This window comes from Oceanobacillus saliphilus, from assembly GCF_023522835.1.
GTDB lineage: Bacteria > Bacillota > Bacilli > Bacillales > Amphibacillaceae > Oceanobacillus > Oceanobacillus saliphilus.
In genome coordinates this window covers 198,986-223,090 of the sequence record NZ_JALCZU010000006.1, presented here as the reverse complement: position 1 = coordinate 223,090, position 24,105 = coordinate 198,986, and the positions used below count along the sequence as shown (strand labels likewise).

The window sequence follows — 24,105 nt, the reverse complement described above, 5'->3', positions numbered from 1 at the left end:
ATGCGGGTAACTCAAGGAATGCTTTCCAATAATATGCTACGGAACTTAATGAACAGTAATTCTAAAATGTCTGGGTATATGGACCAATTAAATACAGGGAAAAAAATAACCCGACCTTCCGATGATCCTGTCGTTGCAATGAAAGGTATGGGTTATCGTACAGAACTAGTAAGGGTGGAGCAATTTCAGCGTAATACGAATGAAGTGCATAACTGGATGGATAATTCAGATGCTGCATTGGATAAAGCGACTTCTACCATGCAGCGGATTCGCGAGCTTGCAGTACAGGCAAGTAATGGCACATACGGTAGTGAAGAGCTTGCGAACATCGGTGAGGAAGTAAAACAGCTGAAAGAACATCTAATCGACCTTGCTAATACAAATGTAAATGATAAATTTATTTTTAATGGAACAAAGACGGATACACCTCCCATTATTAGGAATGAGGAGGGTACTGATTGGGAATATGATTTTAATGATTCTGAAGTTAGGATAGAAGTTTCGAGTGGTACAACATTAAAAGCAAATGTGAACGGTGCAACTGTTTTTGGCGGGCAACCGGGAATGTTTGATGCAATAGATAATTTCATTGACAGATTGGGTACTGGTGAAGAAATTGACGCAAGTATTGGTGAGCTTGATGATGGGATCAATACGATTATAAATGCCAGGGCAGAATTGGGAGCAAGGATGAATCGTCTGGAACTTATTGAAAACCGCCTAAATGAACAAGAAGTTATTGCAACGAAGACGTTGTCCAACAACGAAGATATTGATTATGCCAAAGCAATCACCCAATTAATTACACAGGAAAGTTTGCACCGTGCCGCATTATCAGCAGGTTCTAGAATCATTCAGCCTTCTCTGGTTGATTTTCTAAGATAATAATTCGTAAACCCTGACCCGACGTATGGTTCAGGGTTTATCCATTGTTGGCAGATAGGAAACGATAAAATTTCCCTATCTGTAAAGGTGCAACTTGGATGTCACTGAAGGGCATGGTGCATTCAAGTCTGTGAACCGATATAAATCAGAATTACTGACAAATAGGAAGGGAGTTTGAATGGTGGAGTTACCGCAAATTCGAATGGAATCACAGCTGGCACAAATACAAATCGTGAAGACGGATGGTAGGCAGCAAATCTCTCAGCCACAAGCAGAACTGACAATTCAGCAGCCAAAAGCACAGCTTTCAATTCGAACTAGTCCCGGAAAGCTGCAAATTGATCAGACACAAGCATGGGAAGATATGAATTTAATGCCTATTACAAAACGGAATAAGAAATTTGCTCAAGACGGTGTGAATGCTTTGATGCAAGGAATAGCCAGAAGAGCAAGGCAGGGCGACGAACTAATGAAAATTGAAAATGGCGGAAATCCGATTGCGAACCAGGCCGTACAAAATAGTCATCCTTCCATGAAATCTCTAGGCATCAAATTTATTCCTTCCCATTTTTCAGTGAAGACAAACTACCAGCCTGCTGAAGTACATATAGAAGTTAAAACAAACAAACCTGTCATAGAAGCAATAACAAGAAAACCGGAATTCGATTTTCAGCCTGGTAAAGTAGAGACTAGTTTAAAACAACGACAAGAAATAGAAATAAGTTTTACCAACCTGCTAGTTTAAGAAAGGATGAATTTTACCATGAACATAAAAACGAAATATTTAAGTGAAGTGGAGATTACTGAAAATAAAATTATTCATTTTCCTGTTGGACTACCTGGTTTTGCGGAGGAGACAGAATTTGTATTATTGGATTTACCGGAAAACCCTATTTTTCAAATATTACAATCTGTTAAGTCTTATGAAATAGCCTTCGTAGTAACGAACCCATATCAAATATATCAAAACTATACGTTTGAGCTCGATGCAAGTTTACTGGACAGTTTGCAAATCAGCAATGAAAAGGAAGTAGCTGTGCTTTCGGTCGTAACCTTGAAAAATCCTTTCAAGTTAAGCACTTTAAATTTAAAGGCGCCGATTATCATTAATTCCAATCTTAAACAAGGGAAACAATATATTTTAAACACGGAAGAATATTCATCCACGACTTCAATTGTTCCAGCAGTATCTGAAGGAGAGGTAAAATAATGCTCGTACTTTCAAGAAAAAAAAATGAAGCAATCAAGATTGGTGCAGATATTGAAATAACGGTCCTTGCTATAGAGGGTGACCAAATAAAGATTGGGATCGATGCCCCAAAGTCAGTTGAAATTCACCGTAAGGAAATCTATATGGATATCCAACAGCAAAATAATGAAGCAGCAAACATTTCAATGGATCTAATAGAACTGTTAAAAGACTCAAATAAATAAGTAAAAACATCTATTAGGCTTCATAAACAGCTGCGCTTAACCGATATAAAAATAAAAAGGTTGAGGAGTGTTATGGGATGACAGTAGATGGAGTATTATCTGGATCTCAAACTTCGTTGAACAGTGAATACAGCATGAAATCGACAACAGCCGCCGAAAGTATGGAAGTGAAGACAGAGCATAAAATGCTGACGGAACAACTGAAGAATGGAACGATGGAAAATAAAGAAAACCTTGAAATGGCAATTTCCAAATTCAATGATTTTATCGAACCGTTGAGACGGAATCTGAAATTTGAGCTTCATGACAGACTGGATAAATATTATGTAACCGTAATTGATTCCAGTACAAATGAAGTAATTAAAGAAATACCACCTAAAAAAATGCTGGATATGTACGCGGAAATGGCAGATTTCATGGGATTTCTAATCGATAAGAAAATATAAGGAGCGATATTCATGAGCATGAGAATTGGCGGTCTGGCCAGTGGGATAGACACAGACTCCATCATCAAGGATCTGATGAAAGCAGAACGGATGCCCTTGGATAAGATGGAGCAGGATAAAATAAAAATGGAATGGCAGCGCGATGCTTTTCGTGATATCAATAAAAAATTGCTAGAACTCGATAATATGATGCTCGATATGAAAATGAGCAGAACATATAATTCCAAGCAAGTAACTTCTACTATGCCAGGAGCTGTAACGGCTACTGGTACAGCGAGTTCGACGAATGGGACGTATAATATTAGTGTGCAACGATTGGCATCTTCTGCGATTAATGTGAGTGGAACAATCAGAATAGATCCGAATGAAAAACTAGTAGGTCAATTGATGATGGATGAAACAATTCAGTTAGAACAAGCTATTTCTTTTACGACCTTCGATAAAGATGGAAATCCACAGACTTACGAATACAAAATTGGTGCCGATGATACTTTGAAAGATGTTATTTCTCGAATCAACACTGCGGATAATAATGTAAGAATGACTCTTGATAATAACACGAATCAAATAATCATGGAAACTACTCGTACTGGTAAATATAACCCCGCCGAAACTGGAAATGAAATTATCTTCAGTAATTCATTTTTCAAAAAAGGCTTAAACTTACATCAAGGTAATGAAACAGGTGGTGATAATGCCGAATTCACCTACAATAACGCATACACAGTTGAATCCAGAGAAAATAGTTACACCCTAAACGGTATTACATTCCAGTTCAACAACGTGACAGCGGTTGGGGAGAGTGCAACCCTAACAGTCAACAACGATGTCGATGCTTCCTTCGATAAAATTATGGCGTTCGTGAACAAGTACAATGAAGTAGTGGAGGAATTAACCGGATCCCAGCAGGAAGAACGTTATAGGGATTACCCACCATTGACGAAAGAACAAATGGAAGAAATGTCTGAAAAAGAAATTGAGCTTTGGGATGAAAAAGCTAAAAGTGGTCTATTAAAAGGTGAAAATGCGATTACAAGTGGATTATTCGATATGCGTCAAAGTTGGTACTCAACAGTGGTTAACGATGGACAATACAGTTCATTAACACAAATAGGAATTTCTACTTCCAACAACTATCTTGACGGTGGCAAGCTCATTGTAAATGAGGACAAGTTAAAAGCTGCATTGCAACAGGACCCTGCAAGTGTTCAAAGTTTGTTTTCCAATAGTAACACAGATAATAAGCGTGGATTGGTGAACAGACTCGAAGATGCGGTTAAAAGCACGATGAAACGAATCAATCAACGTGCAGGAAAAGGTACGGATACGCTGGAAAATTACACATTAGGTAAGCGGATGAAGGACCTTGATAATAGAATCAGTTCTTTTGAGGACAGACTTGTTAGAATTGAGGATCGGTATTGGAAGCAATTTAGTGCAATGGAAAAAGCGATTTCGATGATGAACCAGCAGTCGGCCATGCTTATGTCCAATTTTGGAGGGTACTAAAATGATGTTGAAAGGAGTGGAACAGGCAGATGGCAGCAAATAAAGCATATCAAACGTACCAGAACAACTCGGTAAATACAGCTTCAGGTGGAGAACTGACATTGATGCTGTACAATGGATGCATGAAGTTTATTAAGCAGGCAATCAAGGATATGAATGATAAAAATTATGAGGCAAAAAACAAAAATATCCAAAAAGCTCAAAATATCATTCAGGAATTGATGATTACATTGGATCCTAAGGTTGCAATTTCCGAGCAAATCCTTCCGTTATATGAATTTATGCAATTTCAGCTTAAAGAAGCGAATATAAAAAATGATCCAGCAAAACTGGAAGAAGTTTTGGTATTTGTGACGGAGTTCAGAGACACTTGGAAGCAGGTAATCATTAAGAATAGGCAGCAGCAATTTTCTCAAGGTGCACAAGTTTAATGAACAGGGCAAAGCCAGTTTATGAAGTTACGATGAAAATAAAAACGATATTAGATCAGAAGATTACACCGCAAGCAAGAGAATCAGCAATCGAAAAATTAAATGATCTTATTATCGATAGAGGTACGTATATGGAGTCATTAACGCCTCCCTATTCGGAAGAAGAACAACGTTTGGGGCGGGAACTTGTACAGTTGAATGAGGAAATCGAAAAAAAAATGCATCTTTTATTTGCTGATTTGAAATTGGAAATGATTCAAGTACAGAAACAGAAAAAATCAAATCAGTCCTATACAAATCCATACAAAAACGTTCACACAATGGATGGAATGTTTATGGATAGTAAAAAGTAAACACTTTTCAGAAACGAAGAGTGTTTACTTTTTTTGGTCCGGGTTTGTTGAGTGTAATCAAGGTGCTTGCACTTTTATAAATTAATTGTAAAAATTATTAATTAAATGTAAACTCTGTAACCGTTGATATATAAAGGTTTTTACCTGTTTCGGTATGTTTTCTCTCTTTTTATAGCGGGTTTAAGTAGGAAAAAATCGTGGTAAAGTAGTATAATAAATATATAAAGTATAAAGGAGGACACTTACATGAAATTTAACATTCGTGGTGAAAATTTAGAGGTCACAGGTGCAATCAAGGAATATGTGGAAAAGAAAATTAGCAAACTTGAAAGATACTTTGACACTGCTCCTGCGTCCGATGTACACGTAAATTTGAGTGTCTATAATGATGAACAACGAATTGAAGTTACAATCCCGATGACAAACCTGTTATTACGTGGGGAAGTTCAACATGTTGATTTATATGCGGCTGTTGATCTTGTTGTAGATAAATTGGAAAGACAGATTCGTAAGCATAAAACAAAAATCAATCGTAAGTTCAGACATAATGGTTCTCCTAAACACGCTTTTGCTGAAATGGAAAAACAGGCCGGCAATATTGCGGTGGAAGATGAAACGGATGAAATAGAAATTGTAAGAACAAAACGATTCAATTTAAAACCAATGGATTCTGAAGAAGCAATTCTTCAAATGGATATGCTTGGCCATGAATTCTTTGTATTCACAAATGATCAATCTGGTGATACAAACGTTGTTTACCGTCGCAGAGATGGAAAATATGGATTAATCGAACCAAATGTTTTTTAATATAATATAAGATGCGAAAGGCGATTCCAATTGGAATCGCCTATTTATGTCGAAAATTGTAGAACGAAATAGCAAATTTTAAAAATAAAATAAAATATATCAAAAAATGTATAAAGTTGTCTATTTTACATATAGAAATTTCATTATTTAATTCTAATTGGTGTCGAATTTGAATCGAAAATCCAAAAATAAGAATTGGTCTTTTGGCTTATCTTCGTGATATAAATAAGACTATAGAACTAGGAGGTGAGACTGTGAATGAAAGTGATCGGCTGGCATTAAAAGAACTTGCAAGTAAAGTAGAACAGCACGAAGCCACTATAGCGCAGTTACTCGAAATAATTGCAGCTACAAACCGAAAAATTTCAGAATTAACTTCGTATCAAAAAAAGAGAGATTATTTTCATTCTCAGGTTTAATATCTAGGTTTCTCACCCTTACCTACCTCAATTAGTCCCCAGTTATGAGAGCGGTCTCTCCCCAAGCCCGCTCTCTATTTTTTTCGTGGAATGGCTGTCTGACAATGCCCACTCAGTTGTCAGAGCTTATTGGAAAGTGTTATGATAATACTGGATTATTTTAAAAGGTGCACATGCACAAGTATTGATTTTTTGAGGAGCGTTTACTATATGGCTGGATTATTAACAAAAATTTTTGGTGATGGTAATCAAAAACAATTGAATCGATTACAAAAACAGGTTGATAAGATAGAAGCTATGGAAAATGATATTGAAAAACTTTCAGACTCAGAATTACAGAATAAAACACAGGAATTTAAAGAGCGATACTCCAATGGCGAAAGTCTTGAACAATTGCTCGCTGAAGCATATGCAGTAGTCCGTGAAGCATCGAGAAGGGTGCTCGGTATGCGTCCATTCTCCACACAGCTTATGGGAGCTGTAGCACTGCATGAAGGTAATATTGCAGAAATGAAAACAGGGGAAGGTAAAACCCTGGCTTCCACTATGCCGGCATATTTGAATGCTTTGTCAGGTAAAGGTGTCCATGTAATCACTGTCAATGAATATTTGGCAGAACGTGATGCAAATGAAATGGGAAAACTCTATGATTTTCTAGGGCTGACTGTCGGTCTAAATGGAAATGACCTGTCTAAAGAGCAAAAAAGGGAAGCGTATAACTGTGATATAACATATGGTACAAATAATGAGTTTGGTTTTGACTATCTCCGCGATAATATGGTTTTATATAAAAATCAAATGGTACAAAGGCCGCTTAATTTCGCAATCATTGATGAAGTGGATTCCATTTTGATTGATGAAGCAAGAACACCGTTGATTATCTCCGGTTCTGCAAAGAAATCAGCTGCGCTCTACCAACAGGCGGATGGTTTTGTAACTGCCCTGAATGAAAAAACAGACTATACGTACGATGAAAAAACGAAAGGTGTGCAGTTGACCGAAGAGGGAATCAACAAAGCTGAACGCTATTTCTCTATTGAAAATTTATTCGATTTGGATCATGTATCTTTAACACATCATATCAACCAGGCATTGAAGGCCCATGCGTCCATGCACCGTGATGATGATTATATGGTCGAAGATGGAGAAGTAATTATCATTGACCAATTTACCGGTCGTAAAATGAAAGGACGCCGGTATAGTGATGGTCTCCATCAGGCAATTGAGGCAAAGGAAGGACTACAGATTCAAAACGAAAGCATGACACTTGCTTCTATAACCTTCCAAAACTTCTTCCGAATGTATAATAAACTTTCTGGTATGACTGGTACAGCAAAAACAGAGGAAGAAGAGTTCAGGAATATTTACAATATGGATGTTATTGCAATTCCGACTAATAAACCGATTACGAGGGATGACCGTGCGGATTTAATTTATAAATCAGTAGAAGGAAAATTCAAGGCGGTTGTTGAAAACATTAAAGAAAGAAATCAGAATGGACAGCCAGTTCTAGTAGGTACGGTTGCCGTGGAAACTTCTGAGCTTATATCCAAAATGCTTAAGAAGGCTGGTGTCAAACATGAAGTGCTCAATGCGAAAAATCACTTTAGGGAAGCAGAGATTATAGAGAATGCCGGTCAGAAAGGTTCAGTTACAATAGCCACTAATATGGCAGGACGTGGTACGGATATTAAATTAGGAGAAGGCGTTAAGGAATTAGGGGGCCTTGCTGTAGTAGGTACGGAGAGACATGAATCCCGTCGTATTGACAATCAGCTTCGCGGACGTTCCGGGCGTCAGGGTGACCCAGGTGTGACACAATTCTATCTATCCATGGAAGATGAATTGATGCGACGTTTCGGATCGGACAACTTAAAGAACATGATGGAAAGACTTGGTATGGATGACACACAGCCAATTGAGAGCAAAATGGTTTCCAAAGCTGTTGAATCTGCGCAAAAGAGGGTCGAAGGGAATAACTTCGATGCCCGTAAAACGGTCCTTTCCTATGATGATGTATTGCGTGAACAGCGTGAAATTATTTATAAGCAGCGTTTTGAAGTTATCGAAGAAGATGATAACTTACGTGAAATTATCGAGAATATGATGGTATCTTCCATTAACCGGGTAGTGGCAACACATACACAGGATGATGATGAAGAGAACTGGGATAAAAAAGCCATCGTAGAATATGCACATGGAAATCTAATGGATTCGGACGAGCTCTCTGAAGCAGATCTGAACGGAAAAGAAGCTGATGAAATTTCAGATTTACTTATGGAGAAAGTACGTGCCCGTTATGACGAGAAAGAAGCCGAACTTACTCCTGAGCAATTCAGGGAATTTGAAAAAGTGATTCTGCTTCGGACAGTTGACTCCAAATGGATGGACCATATTGATCAAATGGACCAATTACGACAGGGGATTCATCTTCGAGCATATGGACAAAATGATCCATTGCGCGAATATCAAATGGAAGGCTTTGCGATGTTTGAAGAAATGGTTGCAAGCATTGAAGATGAGGTCGCAAAATATGTGATGAAAGCACAAATTCGCGAAAACCTTCAACGTCAGGAAGTTGTTAAGAATACGCAGGCTGTAGCTGGTGGACAAGAAGAAAAGAAAAAAACACGTAAACCAATCGTGAAAACACAGACAGCTGGCCGGAACGACCCTTGCCCATGCGGCAGTGGAAAGAAATTTAAAAATTGTCATGGGAAATAATCTATAAAACACGTCAACTTACCGTGCGTATTTTATAGGAAGAAATAAATTTGAGGTGAAAGATATGGAATTAGTGGAAATAAAAAATGAATTGGATAAAATAGCTTCACGTGTTGAAGACTTTAGGGGGTCTCTTTGACTTAGATGTCAAAAAGGCAAGAATTGCTGAATTGGATATGCAGATGTCAGACCCCGATTTTTGGAATAGCCAGGAAAATGCACAGAAGGTAATAAATGAGGCAAACGGATTAAAGAGCTATGTTAACAGCTTTGAAGATATGGAAGAGCGACTGGAAAACCTGGAAGTCTCTTATGAACTGGTAAAGGAAGAAAATGATAAAGAACTGTACGAAGACCTGCAGTCAGAACTCAATTCCTTTATGAAAGACGTCAATGATTTCGAATTACAAATGCTCCTGAGCGAAGCCTATGATGCGAATAATGCCATCCTTGAGCTTCATCCAGGTGCGGGTGGAACAGAATCACAAGACTGGGCGAGCATGCTGCTAAGAATGTACCAGCGTTGGGCTGAAGATCGTGACTTTAAAGTGGAAACGTTGGATTATCTCCCCGGAGATGAAGCTGGTGTAAAAAGTGTGACCCTAATGATTAAAGGGCATAATGCATACGGTTATCTAAAGGCTGAGAAAGGTGTGCATCGCCTTGTACGCATTTCACCGTTTGATTCATCCGGACGTCGTCACACATCATTTGTCTCCTGTGATGTAACACCAGAAATGACAGATGATGTTGATATTGAAGTGAAAACGGAAGATATCAAGGTGGATACTTATCGGGCAAGCGGCGCTGGAGGTCAGCATGTCAATACGACTGATTCCGCTGTCCGTATAACACATATACCGACAAATACGGTTGTTACGTGCCAAAATGAACGCTCACAAATAAAAAACCGTGAAGCAGCAATGAAAATGCTTAAATCTAAATTGTATCAAATGGAAATCGAGCGTCAGCAGAGTGAACTTGATGAAATTCGTGGAGAACAAAAAGAAATCGGTTGGGGAAGTCAAATTCGTTCCTATGTTTTCCATCCTTATTCCATGGTCAAGGATCATCGTACAAATGCAGAAACAGGAAATACACAGTCGGTTATGGATGGTGACATTAATCTATTTATCGATGCCTATTTAAGATCGCAAATCAAATAGCTTTTATAAGGAGGAGGACTTTCATTCTGAATAAGTCCTCCTTTCATCGTATCTCATAGGTTTTCTAATAATTTCATAAAATTGCCATAATCATCCAAAGTCATTGAGGCACCTATGTTTTCACCCTATCTGCACCGTGTAAACGTTGATGTCGGAAGTTTTAATATTTTTTAAAAGGGTTATAATATAATAAGGTTCTTTTATTAAAAGCAAGCATCATAATGAATGGGGGATTTATTCATGAAAAAATGGTTAGTGGCAATTTTGTTTGGAACGGTTTTAACTTTAGCAGCTTGTGGCGGTGCTACTGACGATGGCGGAACCGACGATACGGACACAGGTACGGATACGGAAGAATCAGCAGGTGGAGGTGCAGTTGATACTGCAGCGGCTGAACAAGTATACCAAGCTAACTGTGCTGCATGTCATGGTGCCGATCTTTCTGGGGGAGCAGGCCCTGAGTTGGCACAGGTAGGATCTAAATATTCTGCTGATGAAATTGCAGAGATTATAACGAATGGTATTGGAAGCATGCCACCTATGAATGTAACTGGAGAAGATTTAGATGAATTATCCAACTGGTTGGCGGCACAACAATAACTTAAAATGTAAATGAGAAAACGAAGGCTGTCACCATGCATGTAGGTGACAGCCTTCGTTGCATTGCAATCATCTTTCTCACCAATTAAATAGGGTTTAACTGTTTAATAGTGTTAACCTTAAAAAGCCTCCGCCCAGAGCGAACCCGGACGGCGGCAAGAGCACTTATCTCCAAGAATAAACTTAAGTTACGTCGCATTTTATATCAACTGCGATAAGCGATAAAAGAGTAAACAAAAGTCAACTTAAGCAGTGTATCTCCAACCCTCCTAATTCTACAAGGCTTATTTGTAAACTTTACTATGCGAAAATAGAGTTATACAGTAAGATAGTTTTTATGTTCCAACCTACTGAAAAACGCTCTTAACGGGCTTGAACCCTGTTAAGAGCGTTTTTATTGATTTTTTTTAATATATTGTTACACGCTGAAATATAAATGTAATAATTTTATGTCTAAATTTACTGTTGAAAAATGGTATAATAAGTAGGAATTGTTGGAAGCGTGCAAAATGACCATTGTTTATGCGGGCTAATAAGACAGAATCGGCATCAAGGAAAGACAACAAAAATTAAAAAGGTGATACAAACTATGATATTAATGAAGGATATATATAAAACGTACGCCAATGGAGTAACAGCATTAAATGGTGTAAACGTTGATATAAAACAAGGTGAGTTCGTATATATTGTCGGACCCAGTGGTGCAGGGAAATCGACATTTATAAAATTAATGTACCGGGAAGTTAAGCCTTCCAGTGGAACGATCATTATTAGTGATATGGACCTAAGTGAAATAAAAGAACGGAAAGTTCCTTATTTACGAAGAAACATAGGAGTGGTCTTCCAGGATTTTAAATTGCTTCAAAAACTATCAGTCTATGAAAATATTGCATTTGCATTGGAAGTAATTGAAGAATCTCCGAAAAATATCCGTAAACAGGTGATGGAAGTGCTGGAAATGGTCGGTCTGAAAAATAAAGCCCGTTTCCTCCCCAATGAATTATCCGGTGGGGAACAGCAGAGAGTGTCCATTGCTCGTGCCATCGTTAACCACCCCAAAATAGTAATTGCAGATGAGCCTACAGGAAACCTTGACCCGGAGACATCGTGGGGCATCATGAAGACATTCGAAGAAATAAATGCTAGAGGTACAACAATTATCATGGCCACTCATAGTAAGGAAATTGTCAACACAATCAAGAAACGTGTTATTGCTATCGAAGACGGTTTAATTGTTAGAGATGAGCACAGAGGTGATTATGGCTATGAAATTTAGAACATTTTTGCGTCACGTACGGGAAGGGTCAAAAAATATAATCCGCAATGGATGGATGACAGTTGCCTCAATCGGTGCAGTTACAACTACTTTAATACTTGTGGCAGTCTTTCTTGCATTGGTACTTAATTTAAATGAGATGGCAAATAACATAGAAAATGATGTTCAAATAAATACAATGATAGACTTGACAGCTACCGAGGATGAAATTATCGAACTTGGTGGTGAAATTGAGACAATCGCTGGAGTGGAATCTGTTGCATTTTCGTCCAATGATGATGAATTGCAGAAATTAATTGAAAGTATGGGTGAAGAAGGAGAGTCCTGGAAGCTGTTCGAACAGGATAACCCTTTAAACCATGTATACATCGTCAGGGCGGCCGTTCCTGAAGATACAGAACGCATTGCATCGGAAGTAGAAACGCTAAATGGCGTTGATAGTGTGGTTTACGGCCAGGATGTGGTCGAGCAGTTATTCGAGTTTAATAAATATGCCCGAACCATCGGCCTTGCATTAGTCATCGCACTCGTATTTACAGCAATTTTCCTGATTTCCAACACCATTAAAATTACAATTATTGCTCGTAGTACCGAAATAGGTATACAGAAGCTGGTGGGTGCAACCAACGGATTCATTAGATGGCCTTTCTTCATTGAAGGATTGCTGCTGGGAGTTCTTGGTTCCGTAATTCCAATCGCAGTAATTATGGGTGGATACTATTATCTGGATACGAATTTCAGTGAAACGATATCTTTCAGTTTTGTTGAACTTCTGCCATTTGATCCTTTTGCATGGCAGTTGTCGCTAATGGTACTTGCAATTGGTGCAATTATCGGTATTTGGGGCAGTGTGATGAGTGTCCGTAAATTCCTGAAAGTATAAAGATAGACGTATACAGAGAAGCAAAAAGACCATTATTAGTGAAAAGGGGAATTACGATTGAAAAAGTTAGCATCGGTTATTCTTATTGCTGTTTTGATATTGACAACATTACCTGCTGGAATGAGTTCCATTTCAGCTCAATCGATTAGTGATCTCGAACAAGAGATTAAAAAGCAGGAAGAAGAAAGAAGTAAAGTAGAAAGTGAAAAAAGCAAACTCGAAGGTACTAAAAAAGATACCGAAAGTAAATTAGGGGAAAACGAGAAACAACAGAGTACGGTTAAGAATGAAATAAACACCATTGATGAGGAACTCTCAAAAACTAAAAATGATATCAATGCAAAAGAAAATGCAATTTCAGAAACAAATCATGAAATTGAAGAGTTAACGAATAAAATAAACGAATTAAATGATAGAATGGAAGAATTAAAAGAAGAAATCGAAATACTCGAGGATAGAATTGCAAAAAGAGATGAATTGCTTAAAGAGAGACTTCGCGCGATACAGCAAAACGGCGGAGATATGAAATATATCGAAGTAATCTTTGGTGCGAACAGTTTTGGTGACTTTATCAGCAGAACTTCTGCCGTAAATACGATAATGGATCAGGACAAAACCATCATGGAAGCACAGTCTGCAGATAAGATAGCTCTCGAAGAAAACAAACTAGAAGTAGAGGCTAGCAAAAAAGAAGTAGAAACGAAAAAAGTTGCAGTGGTAGATAAAAAGAAATCACTGGAAAAACAAAAGCAGGAACTTGTCGCTTTAAAAGGTCAATTAGATAAGCAAATGGCTGAGAAAGAAACGTTAATTGCTCAGCTGGAATTGGAACACGAAGATTTGGAAGAATACAAACTTAGTGTAGAAGAAGAACAGCAAATTTTAAATGATCAGGCAGCGGCTATACAAGTTGCAATGCAGCAATATGAATCAGAAAAAGGTAAATTGGAACAGTTAGCTAGGGAAGAAGCGGCTCGCGAAAAAGCAGCGCAGGAACAAGCAGCGAGAGAAGCAGCTGAAAAAGAAGCTGCCGCAGCTAAATCTTCAAGCTCAAGTTCAAGCTCAAGTTCAAGCTCAAATGAAAGCACAGGAACTGTTGCTTCTGCACCTTCAACGGGGACAGCAAACTTTATCAGGCCAACAAGTGGTCCAGTAACTTCCCCATTCAATCCAAACCGTCTTCACCCCGTTCACAATGTGGTAAGACCACATAATGGAGTGGATTTTGGGACAAGAGGTCCTGCTGATTTAGTAATTAAAGCATCAGCAAGTGGTGTTGTTTCTACTGCAACTTCAATGAGTGGCTATGGTAATACGGTAATGATCACACATGTTGTTGATGGGAAAACTTATACCACATTATATGCGCATCTAAATAGCATGTCGGTTTCGCCAGGACAAACCGTAAGTCAAGGTCAGCAAATCGGAGTCATGGGGTCAACTGGTACATCTACCGGTACGCACCTGCATTTTGAGGTACATCCAGGCGGATATAGAAATCCTGCTAATCCAATGAATTATATAAACTAAGAGAAAAAGGCATTGCCCACTGTGCAATGCCTTTTCTCTTATATTTTTTTATTCCACTAATCACACAAGATAAAACCATAGTCATTGGGAAAATATAATGTTATTCTTTAATTATACGCTTTTTTAGGAAGTAAGGCATTCGCCCAAAAGGCTTAGGCAGTTGCCACGTTTTCTAATAAACCGAAAGATAAATAATCGATATCACTAGTAAACTGTTTGGCCGCATCATATATATTAGGACATAGCATCAAAAAAATAGAGGTGGAAAAATGAATTTAAAAAAATCACAAATTATATTAATACTGGTTGCTGCACTTTTCCTAGGTTTTACTGGTGCATATGCCGGTGTTCAAATTGCTCAGCCTGATGGACCGGAGTTTGCGCAGAATTCGGAACCAACACAGAGTCTGCCAAAATCTGATGGTCAAGCGAATGATGCAGGTTTACCTGGAGATTTGCATAAGATTGCCCAGGCCTATGGTTTAATCAAGCAAAATTACTTGGAGGAAGTTGAGGATAGCCAATTAATAGAAGGAGCAATTGAGGGAATGCTTTCGACTTTGGAAGATCCGCATACCTCCTATATGGATCTTGAAACGGTTAGCCAGTTTAATGATCAAATCGAATCTTCGTTTGAGGGAATTGGTGCAGAAGTAAGCATGGTTAATGGTCTGGTAACAATAGTTGCCCCGATTAAGGATTCACCTGCAGAAAAAGCGGGATTGCGTCCGAATGATCAAGTTCTGACAGTTGATGGCGAAAGTCTCGAAGGGTTGAATCTGAATGAAGCAGTTGCAAAGATACGAGGCGAAAAAGGATCTGAAGTCGTTTTGCAAATTCAGCGTTCAGGAGTAGCAGAGCCATTTGACATTACAATTGTACGTGATGAAATTCCGGTGGAAACGGTATACAGCCGTACAGAAACAGTTGATGGAAAAATGACAGGAGTATTGGAAGTCACAAATTTCTCTGAAAACACCTTTACGGAGTTTAATGAGCAATTATCTGCTTTGGAAAATGAAGGGATTGAAGGTCTGGTAATTGATGTGAGAGGTAATCCAGGTGGACTGTTAAATGTTGCTGAGGAAATTCTTTCACTCTTTGTCCCAGAAGATATTCCTTATATTCAAATAGAAGATAGTAATGGAGAAAAGGTTGAATATTACTCGGAATTGGCTGAAGAGAAGGATTATCCAGTAAGTGTTGTGATTAATGAAGGGAGCGCCTCCGCTTCAGAGATACTAGCTGTTGCACTTAAGGAATTGGGATACGACATTGTAGGAGAAACAAGTTATGGAAAGGGAACAGTTCAACAGGCCGTTCCATTGGGCGATGGCAGTTCCATTAAGCTGACAACTTTCAGATGGCTTTCTCCGAGTGGAGAGTGGATTAATGAAACTGGCGTCGAACCGACAATAGAAGTAAGGCAGCCAGAGTATTATTATACTTACCCAATTCAGGCAGAAGAACCTTATGCATATGATCAGACTTCAGAGGCTATTGCAAATATGCAAGTCATGCTTTCAGGGTTAGGCTATGATACTGGGCGTACAGATGGCTATTTCAGTGTAGAAACAGAGAAAGCAGTAACTACATTCCAATCTGATAATGATTTGGCTGCTACTGGTGAAGTAAATGAGGAAACAGCTGGATTAATCGAAACCCAATTAATTGAAAAAATCCGTAATGGTGATGACGATCAGCAGCTGGATAAAGCTTTGGAAGAGTTGTATCGATAACATAAACAAGTTACTTCGGCTTCCGCCTGTAATCCATGAGTGTATTTCCCAGAGCGGTCGCCGAAGCAGCTTCTCTTATTTAGCTGGTTATATGTACTACGAGGATTGAAAAGCCAACAAAATTTATGACAAGAGCAACATATAAAATCCACGAGTTCTGCTCGTGGATTTTGATTAAGTTTTTTGGCAGGTAAGAGAGTAAAACTTTCCTGCCTGCAGAAGTGCAACTAAGGCAGTCACAAAATGCTTGGTGGCGACCAAGTTTTCTAATAGAAAAAGCAGGGAAATAATAGATAACTATCGAATATATTAATGATGGTCATCAGATATTGAAGAAGGTGAGTAGTTTGGCAGAAGCATGGCTAATTGAAATTGCTAAAGGAATAGGCAGGTTTTTTTTGAACCCAATCGTATATTGGACAATCTTATTAATACTACTGGCTGGTTACAAACGATTAAAGCAGGAGAGACTTGATTTTGGTTCCAAAGTCTTTGATATATTTTCGGAATGGAAAAGCACATGGGGCTTTTCACTAATTGCAGGACTTGTGTTGTCAATAATCACGATAGCTGCAGGAATGGTTTTTTCCTATGAATCGATTATGATTTTGGCGATTGTTACCATCCTGTTGAGTATTACATTCAGATTTACGTTTTTATCTCCAAGCTATACAATAGGATTCACATTTTTACTGCTCTTATTTTTGCCACTTTTATTGGAAAATCAAACCGTTATAGATATAAATTTAAATTTGGTTACTAATTTTAATATACTATCAAGCCTTTCGTTGCTGGCTGGATTATTGCTAATTGTGGAATCTATATTGATTGGTAGAGTTAAGCGAGATGAAACATATCCAGGTATCACATTAAGTGACCGTGGATATTGGGTTGGACAGCATCGAATTAAGAAGTTGAGTGTCATCCCCTTTTTCGCCGTTATTCCAACAGGGTTGGTTACCCCCTTTGCATCTTGGTGGCCATATTTTTCCATTGGGGAGTCCACGTACAGTTTCATACTCATTCCATTTTTGATTGGGTTTGATTATTTGGCGAAAGGGCATCATCCAATGCAGGCAACCCAAAAAATCTCGAAATTTAATGGCTTGCTGGGCTTAGGAATCGTTCTTATTGCTGCCTCTAGTATTTTTCTGCCAATGTTATCAATCGTAGCAATTGTTTTAGCTATTATCGGTAAGGAATATTTAAATTATAAATATCGTGTCGGGGACAGACTTCGGAGACCTTTTTTTCAACCGCAGGAGACAGGTTTGAAAATCGTAGGCATTATTCCACTGACACCCGCAGCAAAACTGTCGGTCTTTCCGGGAGAGACTATTTCAAAAGTGAATGGCAGAAAGGTGTCAACGGAAACGGAATTCTATCGTGCACTGCAAGGCAGTGGCGCTTTCTTTAAGCTGGAAGTACTTGATGATAATCAGGAAGTCCGGTTTGTACAAGGGGCTTTTTATGAAGGAGACCATCATGAGCTTGGCCTTCTCTTTCCAGGTTCTCCATTCCGTTCCAAGAAATCAAAAAAAACCAAAAAAGAAATGTCAGGCTGAGCAACCATCATGGTTGCTTTTGCCATTTTCCCCCGTATGAAACTCACGCTAAGACCACACTGTTTGGAAATTCAAATGTAAGATGAGGCATGGGGCCATCCATCTTCTGACTCTATGAAAAGGATTCATGATTTTCTCTCATGGTTTATGGGTAGTATAGTTAAGAGATTATCATCCATAATAATCGAATACTTGTTCGTTTTTATGTTAAACTATATAATTAGATATAGTAGAAAGATTTTCACGAAGGAACGGAGGCAGTATCTGTGAAGGATAAATTTGAATTGGTTTCAAAATATGAACCTGCAGGGGATCAGCCTAACGCGATAAAGGAAATTACGGAGAAGCTCCTTGCCGGTCAACGTCACCAGACATTGCTGGGTGCTACCGGTACAGGGAAAACATTTACGATGTCAAACGTAATCAAGGAAATTAATCGGCCAACATTGGTCATAGCCCATAATAAAACATTGGCAGGTCAGTTATATAGTGAGTTTAAAGAGTTTTTCCCGAATAATGCTGTAGAGTATTTTGTCAGTTATTATGATTATTACCAGCCCGAAGCATATGTCCCATCAACGGATACATTCATTGAAAAGGATGCAAGTATTAATGATGAAATTGATAAACTGCGTCACTCGGCAACGTCTGCCTTGTTTGAACGGAAAGATGTTTTAATTGTTGCCAGTGTATCCTGTATATACGGTTTGGGTAATCCGGAAGAATATCGGAATCAGGTACTGTCATTACGGATGGGGATGGAAAAGGATCGGGATCAGTTGTTACGCAATCTTGTAGATATCCAATATGCACGAAATGATATAGATTTTAAGCGGGGTACTTTCCGTGTAAGGGGAGATTCTGTAGAGATAATACCTGCTTCCAGGGAAGAGCGCTGTATACGTGTTGAATTTTTTGGAGATGAGATTGATCGAATCCGGGAAGTTGATGCATTAACAGGAGAAATCATTGGCGATCGTGAACATGTAGCTATTTTCCCTGCGTCCCACTTCGTCACCGGTGAGGAAAAAATGAAAATTGCGATTAAAAACATAGAAATGGAATTGGAAGAACGGCTGAAGGAATTGCGTGAAGCAAATAAGCTGCTGGAAGCCCAGCGACTCGAACAACGTACGAACTATGATTTGGAAATGATGCGTGAAATGGGATTTTGCTCGGGCATTGAAAACTATTCGCGACATTTGACACTTCGAGAATCAGGAGCAACTCCCTATACATTAATCGATTTCTTTCCGGAAGATTTTCTCGTCGTAATCGATGAGTCCCATGTTACATTGCCGCAAATCAGGGGAATGTACAATGGTGACCAGGCAAGAAAGCAAGTTCTCGTAGATCATGGTTTTAGACTTCCTTCAGCAATGGATAACCGTCCATTGAGATTCACGGAATTTGAAGAGAAAACGAAGCAGCTTGTTTATGTGTCAGCAACACCTGGACCATATGAGCTGGAACATAATCCGGAAATGACGGAACAGATCATCAGGCCGACTGGATTACTTGATCCTGAAATTGAAGTTCGGCAAATTGACGGTCAAATTGATAATTTAATAGAAGAGATAAATAAACGTGCAGATCGTAATGAACGTGTGCTCGTTACGACACTTACAAAGAAGATGTCTGAAGATCTTACCGACTACTTAAAGGAACTAGGAATCAAGGTTGCGTACTTGCATTCAGAAATAAAGACATTGGAGCGCATTGAAGTTATCCGGGATCTTCGTGTCGGAAAATATGATGTGCTCATTGGAATTAACCTTCTTCGAGAGGGTCTGGATATTCCTGAGGTTTCCCTTGTCGCAATTCTTGATGCCGACAAAGAGGGGTTCCTACGTTCAGAACGTTCACTCATTCAAACAATGGGTAGGGCAGCGCGAAATGAGAATGGAAGAGTTATCATGTACGCTGATAAAATAACAAACTCTATGCAGTTGGCGATAGATGAGACGTTAAGAAGGCGCTCCATTCAGCACGACTATAATGTAAAACATGGGATTACTCCGAAAACCATTCGAAAAGATGTACGAGATGTAATAAAAGCTACCGTTGCAGCAGAGGAACAGGAAAAATATCAAGGTGAATCGAAAAGCCTAAGGAAATTAACGAAAAAAGACAAGGAAAAAGTTCTCAAACAGATGGAAAAAGAAATGAAGGAAGCTGCAAAGTCGCTTGACTTTGAAAAAGCAGCAGAACTTCGTGATATTATATTTGAGATTAAAGCGGAAGGATGAAAAAGTGATGCCCAGTAAAACAATTAAAATAAGGGGAGCACGTGCCCATAATCTGAAGAATGTAGATATTGATATCCCTAAAAATAAACTGGTTGTATTGACCGGCCTATCGGGTTCCGGTAAGTCATCCCTAGCATTTGATACAATTTATGCGGAAGGACAGCGTCGCTATGTGGAGTCGCTATCTGCATATGCCAGAATGTTTCTAGGTCAGATGGATAAACCTGATGTTGATATTATTGAGGGACTGTCACCAGCTATTTCCATTGATCAGAAAACGACAAGCAAAAACCCGAGGTCGACTGTCGGTACCGTAACTGAAATATATGATTATCTGCGTTTATTGTATGCACGAGTTGGACGGCCGACATGTCCGAAACATGGTATCGAAATCAGTTCGCAAACAGTGCAGCAAATGGTTGACCGAATACTGGAATATCCAGAGAGGACCAAGCTTCAGATACTTGCTCCTGTTGTTTCAGGAAGAAAAGGGGAACATGTAAAAGTTTTTGAGAATCTGAAGCAGGAAGGGTATGTCCGTATCCGTGTTGATAAAGAAATGCGTGAAATAACAGAAGATATTAAACTAGAGAAAAACAAAAAGCATTCGATTGAAGTTGTCGTAGATCGTGTAGTAGTAAAAGAAGGTGTCGCGGGCAGACTGAGTGATTCGATTGAAGCAGCCCTGCATCTTGGAGAAGGGAAAATCATTGTTGATATTATAGATCAGGAAGAACTGACATTCAGCGAAAATCATGCATGTCCTATATGTGGATTTTCCATTGGTGAACTCGAACCTCGTCTCTTTTCCTTTAACAGTCCATTTGGAGCATGCACGAGCTGTGATGGCCTCGGTACAAAGCTGGAAGTGGATCCTGATCTCGTTATTCCGGACTGGGATAGAACGTTAAATGAAAATGCGCTGGCACCGTGGGAACCAATTAGCTCACAGTATTATCCGCAGTTACTGAAAAGTGCATGTAAGCATTTTGATATAGATATGGATATACCGGTTAAAGATATTCCTAAAGAAAAAATGGATAAGTTACTGTATGGCAGTGGTAAAGAAAAAATACATTTCCATTATGTGAATGATTTTGGAAGTACACGGAATACGGATGTCGTATTTGAAGGTGTCATCAATAATGTAGCACGGCGCTATAAAGAAACAACATCTGAATTTATCCGGGAAACATTGCAAAAATACATGGCAGAAAAAAACTGTACGAAATGTAAAGGGTATAGACTGAAAGAAGAAGCGCTTGCTGTTCTCATCAATGGATTGCATGTCAGTAAGGTAACTGATTTTTCCGTTGTGGAGGCCGAATCGTTTTTCAATAACCTGGACCTGACTGAGAAAGAGACACAGATTGCCAACATGATTTTGAAGGAAATCAATAACCGTCTTGAGTTCCTGCATAATGTCGGCTTGGACTATTTGACACTTTCCCGTGCAGCTGGAACATTATCTGGCGGGGAAGCACAGCGTATTCGGCTGGCGACACAAATCGGTTCCGCATTGACTGGAGTGCTGTATGTATTGGATGAACCATCAATCGGTCTACATCAGCGGGATAATGACAGGCTTATTGAAACACTTAAGAAAATGCGTGATCTCGATAATTCATTACTTGTCGTGGAACATGATGAAGATACGATGCTAGCTTCAGATTGGCTTATTGATATCGGTCCAGGAGCAGGTGAACATGGTGGAGAGATTATAGCAAACGATACTCCTGAAAAAGTAATGGAGAATAAAAATTCATTAACAGGAAGATATTTATCAGGTAAAGAATATGTTTCTGTCCCAACCAAACGCCGTAAACCGGATAAGCGTAAAATCGAAGTAATTGGTGCAGCACAAAATAACTTAAAAGATGTTTCTGTTAAAATCCCAATTGGCTTAATGACGGTTGTAACCGGGGTTTCTGGTTCTGGTAAAAGTACACTTGTAAACGAGATTGTCTATGAAGCACTGGCAAAGGCTCTTTATCGAGGGAAACACAGACCAGGGAAACATAAAAAAATAAACGGTATCGAACACATTGATAAGGTTATCAATATCGATCAGTCTCCGATTGGTCGTACACCAAGGTCAAATCCAGCTACATATACGAGTGTATTTGATGATATTCGTGATCTGTTTGCACAGACGAACGAAGCAAAGGTGCGCGGCTATAAAAAGGGACGTTTTAGCTTTAACGTAAAAGGTGGACGTTGTGAAGCATGTCGCGGAGATGGAATCATCAAGATTGAAATGCATTTTCTGCCTGATGTATATGTACCTTGTGAAGTATGCCGTGGCAATCGCTATAATAGAGAAACAATGGAAGTGAAATATAAAGGCAAAAGTATTGCAGAGATACTGGATATGCGGATTGAGGACGCCGTTGATTTCTTCGCTGCTGTTCCAAAAATAAAAAGGAAGATACAAACACTTTACGATGTAGGATTAGGCTATGTTAAGCTTGGTCAGTCGGCAACTACTTTATCGGGCGGGGAAGCACAGCGTGTTAAATTGGCCAGTGAGCTCCATAAACGGTCAAACGGCAAGTCCTTCTATATCTTGGATGAGCCGACCACAGGACTGCATGTTCATGATATTAAGCGACTGCTTGTCGTTCTCCAACGCCTAGTTGATAATGGCGATTCGGTATTGATTATTGAGCATAACCTGGACGTTATTAAAAGCGCTGACCATATTATCGATCTTGGCCCGGAAGGTGGAGATCGTGGTGGACAAATTGTCGCCACAGGGACTCCTGAACAAATCGCCGAGAAAGCAGAACTATCCTATACAGGAAAATATTTAAAATCCGTTCTGGAACGTGATCGTAAACGAATGGAAGAAGCAATTCATAGTAAAGAAAAAGTCAGTTCAAACTAAGGATAGTAAAAAGACAGTAAGCTTCCACAACCGCTTACTGTCTTTTTACGACCGAGGAATGAAAGTAGGAACAAAATTTTTGACGTAGCCTTTGCCATTAGGTACATTTAAAAAAGAAGGATATTGGGAGGCATAAATACATGAAGCCAATTGAAATTGAAAAAGTCCAGGATGTTCTGGACCAGTTTATCAATAAAAACGTATATGTTCATTTGGAAACAACGAATGGTGCGTATGCCAGTCATCTTAATGAACAGGCATATAATGTGGGAGCGTACATACGAAACGCGAAAGTAGTATTCAACCAGGCTAAGCTGGTAGGAGATGGTAAGGTTTACCGTGCTGGTCTGAAAATGGAAATGGGATGGATTTATGCAGAAGGCCTGACTGACTGGGTTATGCATGAAGACAATCAACTATTAATGGCGGGCCATGACCGCGAAGGCCGATTGATGGTTTCCCTGCAAATCAGCGAAACCCCATTTAAATACTAAACTAATGAATGGAAACAGGTGAATAAAATGGAAAAGCATGTTGTCGTCATATATCCGCATCCAGATGATGAATCATTTGGTGCAGCTGGTTCAATTTCCAATTTTCGTGAGCAGGGAGTTCCTGTAACGTACCTATGCGGGACATTAGGGGAAATGGGAAGAAATATGGGCAACCCGACGTTTGCCAACCGGGAAACATTGCCTGAAATTAGAAAACAGGAACTAATCCATGCATGTAACGTGCTTGATGTGAATTTGAAAATGCTTGGATATCGTGATAAAACGCTAGAATTTGAAGACCGAGCGGAAATTGCCGAGCATTTAAAGCAGATTCTAGAAGAAATTCAACCAAGCCTTGTCATTACGCATTATCCCGACCATGCAGTCCATCCAGATCATAATGCCCTTGGAGCAGCTGCAATCGAGGCAGTCCGTTTAATGGATCCGGCAAAGCGGCCCGAAGTTTGGGCACAGGCAATTACAAACAATTATTTGGATATCCTTGGAAAACCGGACGTCATTAATGACATTACTGCCTACTTTGATAAAAAAATGGAGGCTATCTTCTGCCATGATTCCCAGGCGTCAGGTGTACTGGGCCAATTTAAACATGTAGATAAGCTTGAAAGCGAAATCCAAGAAGATATTAAGAAGCGTTTCAGTACAGAACAATTCTATACATGGAATTTTGAAGACTAATGTCGTTCC

Annotated in this window: 22 protein-coding genes; all 22 read left to right on the top strand. The window is 39.1% G+C overall.

Translation table 11 applies throughout. The annotated features are described in order from the left end of the window. The 22 genes from flgL to bshB2 all read left to right on the top strand — a co-directional run bounded on the left by flgL (position 1) and on the right by bshB2 (position 24,096). Positions 1-885 carry a flagellar hook-associated protein FlgL gene (flgL, locus tag MN204_RS12035; RefSeq protein WP_249871318.1) on the top strand — a complete coding sequence of 295 codons (885 nt, stop codon included), beginning with the start codon at positions 1-3 and terminating at the stop codon, positions 883-885. Between the two features lie 181 nt (positions 886-1,066). Beyond that, positions 1,067-1,630 (top strand): DUF6470 family protein, encoded by a 564-nt coding sequence (locus MN204_RS12030; RefSeq protein ID WP_249871317.1) that lies wholly within the window; start codon positions 1,067-1,069, stop codon positions 1,628-1,630. A gap of 18 nt (positions 1,631-1,648) precedes the next feature. Further along, positions 1,649-2,095, top strand: a complete 447-nt coding sequence (gene fliW / locus MN204_RS12025; protein ID WP_249871316.1) for a flagellar assembly protein FliW — start codon at positions 1,649-1,651, stop codon at positions 2,093-2,095. Beyond that, positions 2,095-2,319 (top strand): carbon storage regulator CsrA, encoded by a 225-nt coding sequence (csrA, locus tag MN204_RS12020; protein ID WP_249871315.1) that lies wholly within the window; start codon positions 2,095-2,097, stop codon positions 2,317-2,319. The genes fliW and csrA overlap by 1 nt, the downstream gene beginning before the upstream one ends. A 77-nt stretch (positions 2,320-2,396) precedes the next feature. Further along, entirely contained in the window at positions 2,397-2,765 is a 369-nt protein-coding gene (flaG, locus tag MN204_RS12015; protein WP_249871314.1) for a flagellar protein FlaG, read from the top strand. A gap of 12 nt (positions 2,766-2,777) precedes the next feature. Next, the gene (locus MN204_RS12010) at positions 2,778-4,274 is read left to right on the top strand and encodes a flagellar hook-associated protein 2 (RefSeq protein WP_306798684.1); all 1,497 of its coding nucleotides are present in this window, start codon (positions 2,778-2,780) and stop codon (positions 4,272-4,274) included. Between the two features lie 29 nt (positions 4,275-4,303). Then, a complete protein-coding gene (gene fliS / locus MN204_RS12005) occupies positions 4,304-4,705 on the top strand; it encodes a flagellar export chaperone FliS (protein ID WP_249871313.1) in 402 nt (133 codons plus the stop codon). Continuing rightward, positions 4,705-5,058 carry a flagellar protein FliT gene (locus tag MN204_RS12000; protein WP_249871312.1) on the top strand — a complete coding sequence of 118 codons (354 nt, stop codon included), beginning with the start codon at positions 4,705-4,707 and terminating at the stop codon, positions 5,056-5,058. Before fliS ends, MN204_RS12000 begins: the two co-directional genes overlap by 1 nt. A 246-nt stretch (positions 5,059-5,304) precedes the next feature. Beyond that, the gene (hpf, locus tag MN204_RS11995) at positions 5,305-5,865 is read left to right on the top strand and encodes a ribosome hibernation-promoting factor, HPF/YfiA family (RefSeq protein ID WP_249871311.1); all 561 of its coding nucleotides are present in this window, start codon (positions 5,305-5,307) and stop codon (positions 5,863-5,865) included. A 254-nt stretch (positions 5,866-6,119) separates the two neighbouring features. Further along, entirely contained in the window at positions 6,120-6,284 is a 165-nt protein-coding gene (locus MN204_RS11990; protein WP_249871310.1) for a hypothetical protein, read from the top strand. A 210-nt stretch (positions 6,285-6,494) separates the two neighbouring features. Continuing rightward, a complete protein-coding gene (gene secA, locus MN204_RS11985; protein ID WP_249871309.1) occupies positions 6,495-9,008 on the top strand; it encodes a preprotein translocase subunit SecA in 2,514 nt (837 codons plus the stop codon). 64 nt (positions 9,009-9,072) lie between these two features. Further along, positions 9,073-10,174, top strand: a protein-coding gene (gene prfB / locus MN204_RS11980; RefSeq protein ID WP_249871308.1) for a peptide chain release factor 2 whose coding sequence is annotated in 2 segments (ribosomal slippage) — positions 9,073-9,144 and positions 9,146-10,174 — 1,101 coding nt in all. Because the reading frame shifts where the segments join, the coding sequence is not laid out codon by codon here. A gap of 240 nt (positions 10,175-10,414) precedes the next feature. Beyond that, complete coding sequence (cccB, locus tag MN204_RS11975) at positions 10,415-10,774, top strand: cytochrome c551 (RefSeq protein WP_249871307.1); 360 nt, start codon at positions 10,415-10,417, stop codon at positions 10,772-10,774. 589 nt (positions 10,775-11,363) lie between these two features. Further along, complete coding sequence (ftsE, locus tag MN204_RS11970) at positions 11,364-12,050, top strand: cell division ATP-binding protein FtsE (RefSeq protein ID WP_249871306.1); 687 nt, start codon at positions 11,364-11,366, stop codon at positions 12,048-12,050. Further along, complete coding sequence (gene ftsX, locus MN204_RS11965; protein ID WP_249871305.1) at positions 12,040-12,933, top strand: permease-like cell division protein FtsX; 894 nt, start codon at positions 12,040-12,042, stop codon at positions 12,931-12,933. Before ftsE ends, ftsX begins: the two co-directional genes overlap by 11 nt. A 57-nt stretch (positions 12,934-12,990) precedes the next feature. Beyond that, positions 12,991-14,463, top strand: a complete 1,473-nt coding sequence (locus MN204_RS11960; protein ID WP_249871304.1) for a murein hydrolase activator EnvC family protein — start codon at positions 12,991-12,993, stop codon at positions 14,461-14,463. 269 nt (positions 14,464-14,732) lie between these two features. Beyond that, positions 14,733-16,202 (top strand): S41 family peptidase, encoded by a 1,470-nt coding sequence (locus MN204_RS11955; RefSeq protein WP_249871303.1) that lies wholly within the window; start codon positions 14,733-14,735, stop codon positions 16,200-16,202. Between the two features lie 347 nt (positions 16,203-16,549). Further along, a complete protein-coding gene (locus MN204_RS11950) occupies positions 16,550-17,767 on the top strand; it encodes a PDZ domain-containing protein (RefSeq protein ID WP_249871302.1) in 1,218 nt (405 codons plus the stop codon). Between the two features lie 266 nt (positions 17,768-18,033). Further along, complete coding sequence (gene uvrB / locus MN204_RS11945; RefSeq protein ID WP_249871301.1) at positions 18,034-20,016, top strand: excinuclease ABC subunit UvrB; 1,983 nt, start codon at positions 18,034-18,036, stop codon at positions 20,014-20,016. A 7-nt stretch (positions 20,017-20,023) separates the two neighbouring features. Next, positions 20,024-22,903 (top strand): excinuclease ABC subunit UvrA, encoded by a 2,880-nt coding sequence (gene uvrA / locus MN204_RS11940; RefSeq protein ID WP_249871300.1) that lies wholly within the window; start codon positions 20,024-20,026, stop codon positions 22,901-22,903. Positions 22,904-23,043: 140 nt separating this feature from the next. Next, entirely contained in the window at positions 23,044-23,397 is a 354-nt protein-coding gene (locus MN204_RS11935; protein ID WP_249871299.1) for a YojF family protein, read from the top strand. Between the two features lie 27 nt (positions 23,398-23,424). Continuing rightward, on the top strand, positions 23,425-24,096 hold the full coding sequence (gene bshB2 / locus MN204_RS11930; RefSeq protein WP_249871298.1) for a bacillithiol biosynthesis deacetylase BshB2: 672 nt from the start codon (positions 23,425-23,427) through the stop codon (positions 24,094-24,096). The last annotated feature ends 9 nt before the right edge of the window (positions 24,097-24,105 follow it).

Excerpts from the sequence above, each read along its gene's own strand:
- cccB (WP_249871307.1), top strand. The coding sequence starts at position 10,415 with ATGAAAAAATGGTTAGTGGCAATTTTGTTTGGAACGGTTTTAACTTTA.
- MN204_RS11955 (WP_249871303.1), top strand. The coding sequence starts at position 14,733 with ATGAATTTAAAAAAATCACAAATTATATTAATACTGGTTGCTGCACTT.
- bshB2 (WP_249871298.1), top strand. The coding sequence starts at position 23,425 with ATGGAAAAGCATGTTGTCGTCATATATCCGCATCCAGATGATGAATCA.
- MN204_RS12010 (WP_306798684.1), top strand. The coding sequence starts at position 2,778 with ATGAGCATGAGAATTGGCGGTCTGGCCAGTGGGATAGACACAGACTCC.
- fliW (WP_249871316.1), top strand. The coding sequence starts at position 1,649 with ATGAACATAAAAACGAAATATTTAAGTGAAGTGGAGATTACTGAAAAT.
- hpf (WP_249871311.1), top strand. The coding sequence starts at position 5,305 with ATGAAATTTAACATTCGTGGTGAAAATTTAGAGGTCACAGGTGCAATC.
- csrA (WP_249871315.1), top strand. The coding sequence starts at position 2,095 with ATGCTCGTACTTTCAAGAAAAAAAAATGAAGCAATCAAGATTGGTGCA.
- fliS (WP_249871313.1), top strand. The coding sequence starts at position 4,304 with ATGGCAGCAAATAAAGCATATCAAACGTACCAGAACAACTCGGTAAAT.
- MN204_RS11935 (WP_249871299.1), top strand. The coding sequence starts at position 23,044 with ATGAAGCCAATTGAAATTGAAAAAGTCCAGGATGTTCTGGACCAGTTT.
- secA (WP_249871309.1), top strand. The coding sequence starts at position 6,495 with ATGGCTGGATTATTAACAAAAATTTTTGGTGATGGTAATCAAAAACAA.
- flaG (WP_249871314.1), top strand. The coding sequence starts at position 2,397 with ATGACAGTAGATGGAGTATTATCTGGATCTCAAACTTCGTTGAACAGT.
- ftsX (WP_249871305.1), top strand. The coding sequence starts at position 12,040 with ATGAAATTTAGAACATTTTTGCGTCACGTACGGGAAGGGTCAAAAAAT.
- MN204_RS12000 (WP_249871312.1), top strand. The coding sequence starts at position 4,705 with ATGAACAGGGCAAAGCCAGTTTATGAAGTTACGATGAAAATAAAAACG.
- flgL (WP_249871318.1), top strand. The coding sequence starts at position 1 with ATGCGGGTAACTCAAGGAATGCTTTCCAATAATATGCTACGGAACTTA.
- ftsE (WP_249871306.1), top strand. The coding sequence starts at position 11,364 with ATGATATTAATGAAGGATATATATAAAACGTACGCCAATGGAGTAACA.
- uvrA (WP_249871300.1), top strand. The coding sequence starts at position 20,024 with ATGCCCAGTAAAACAATTAAAATAAGGGGAGCACGTGCCCATAATCTG.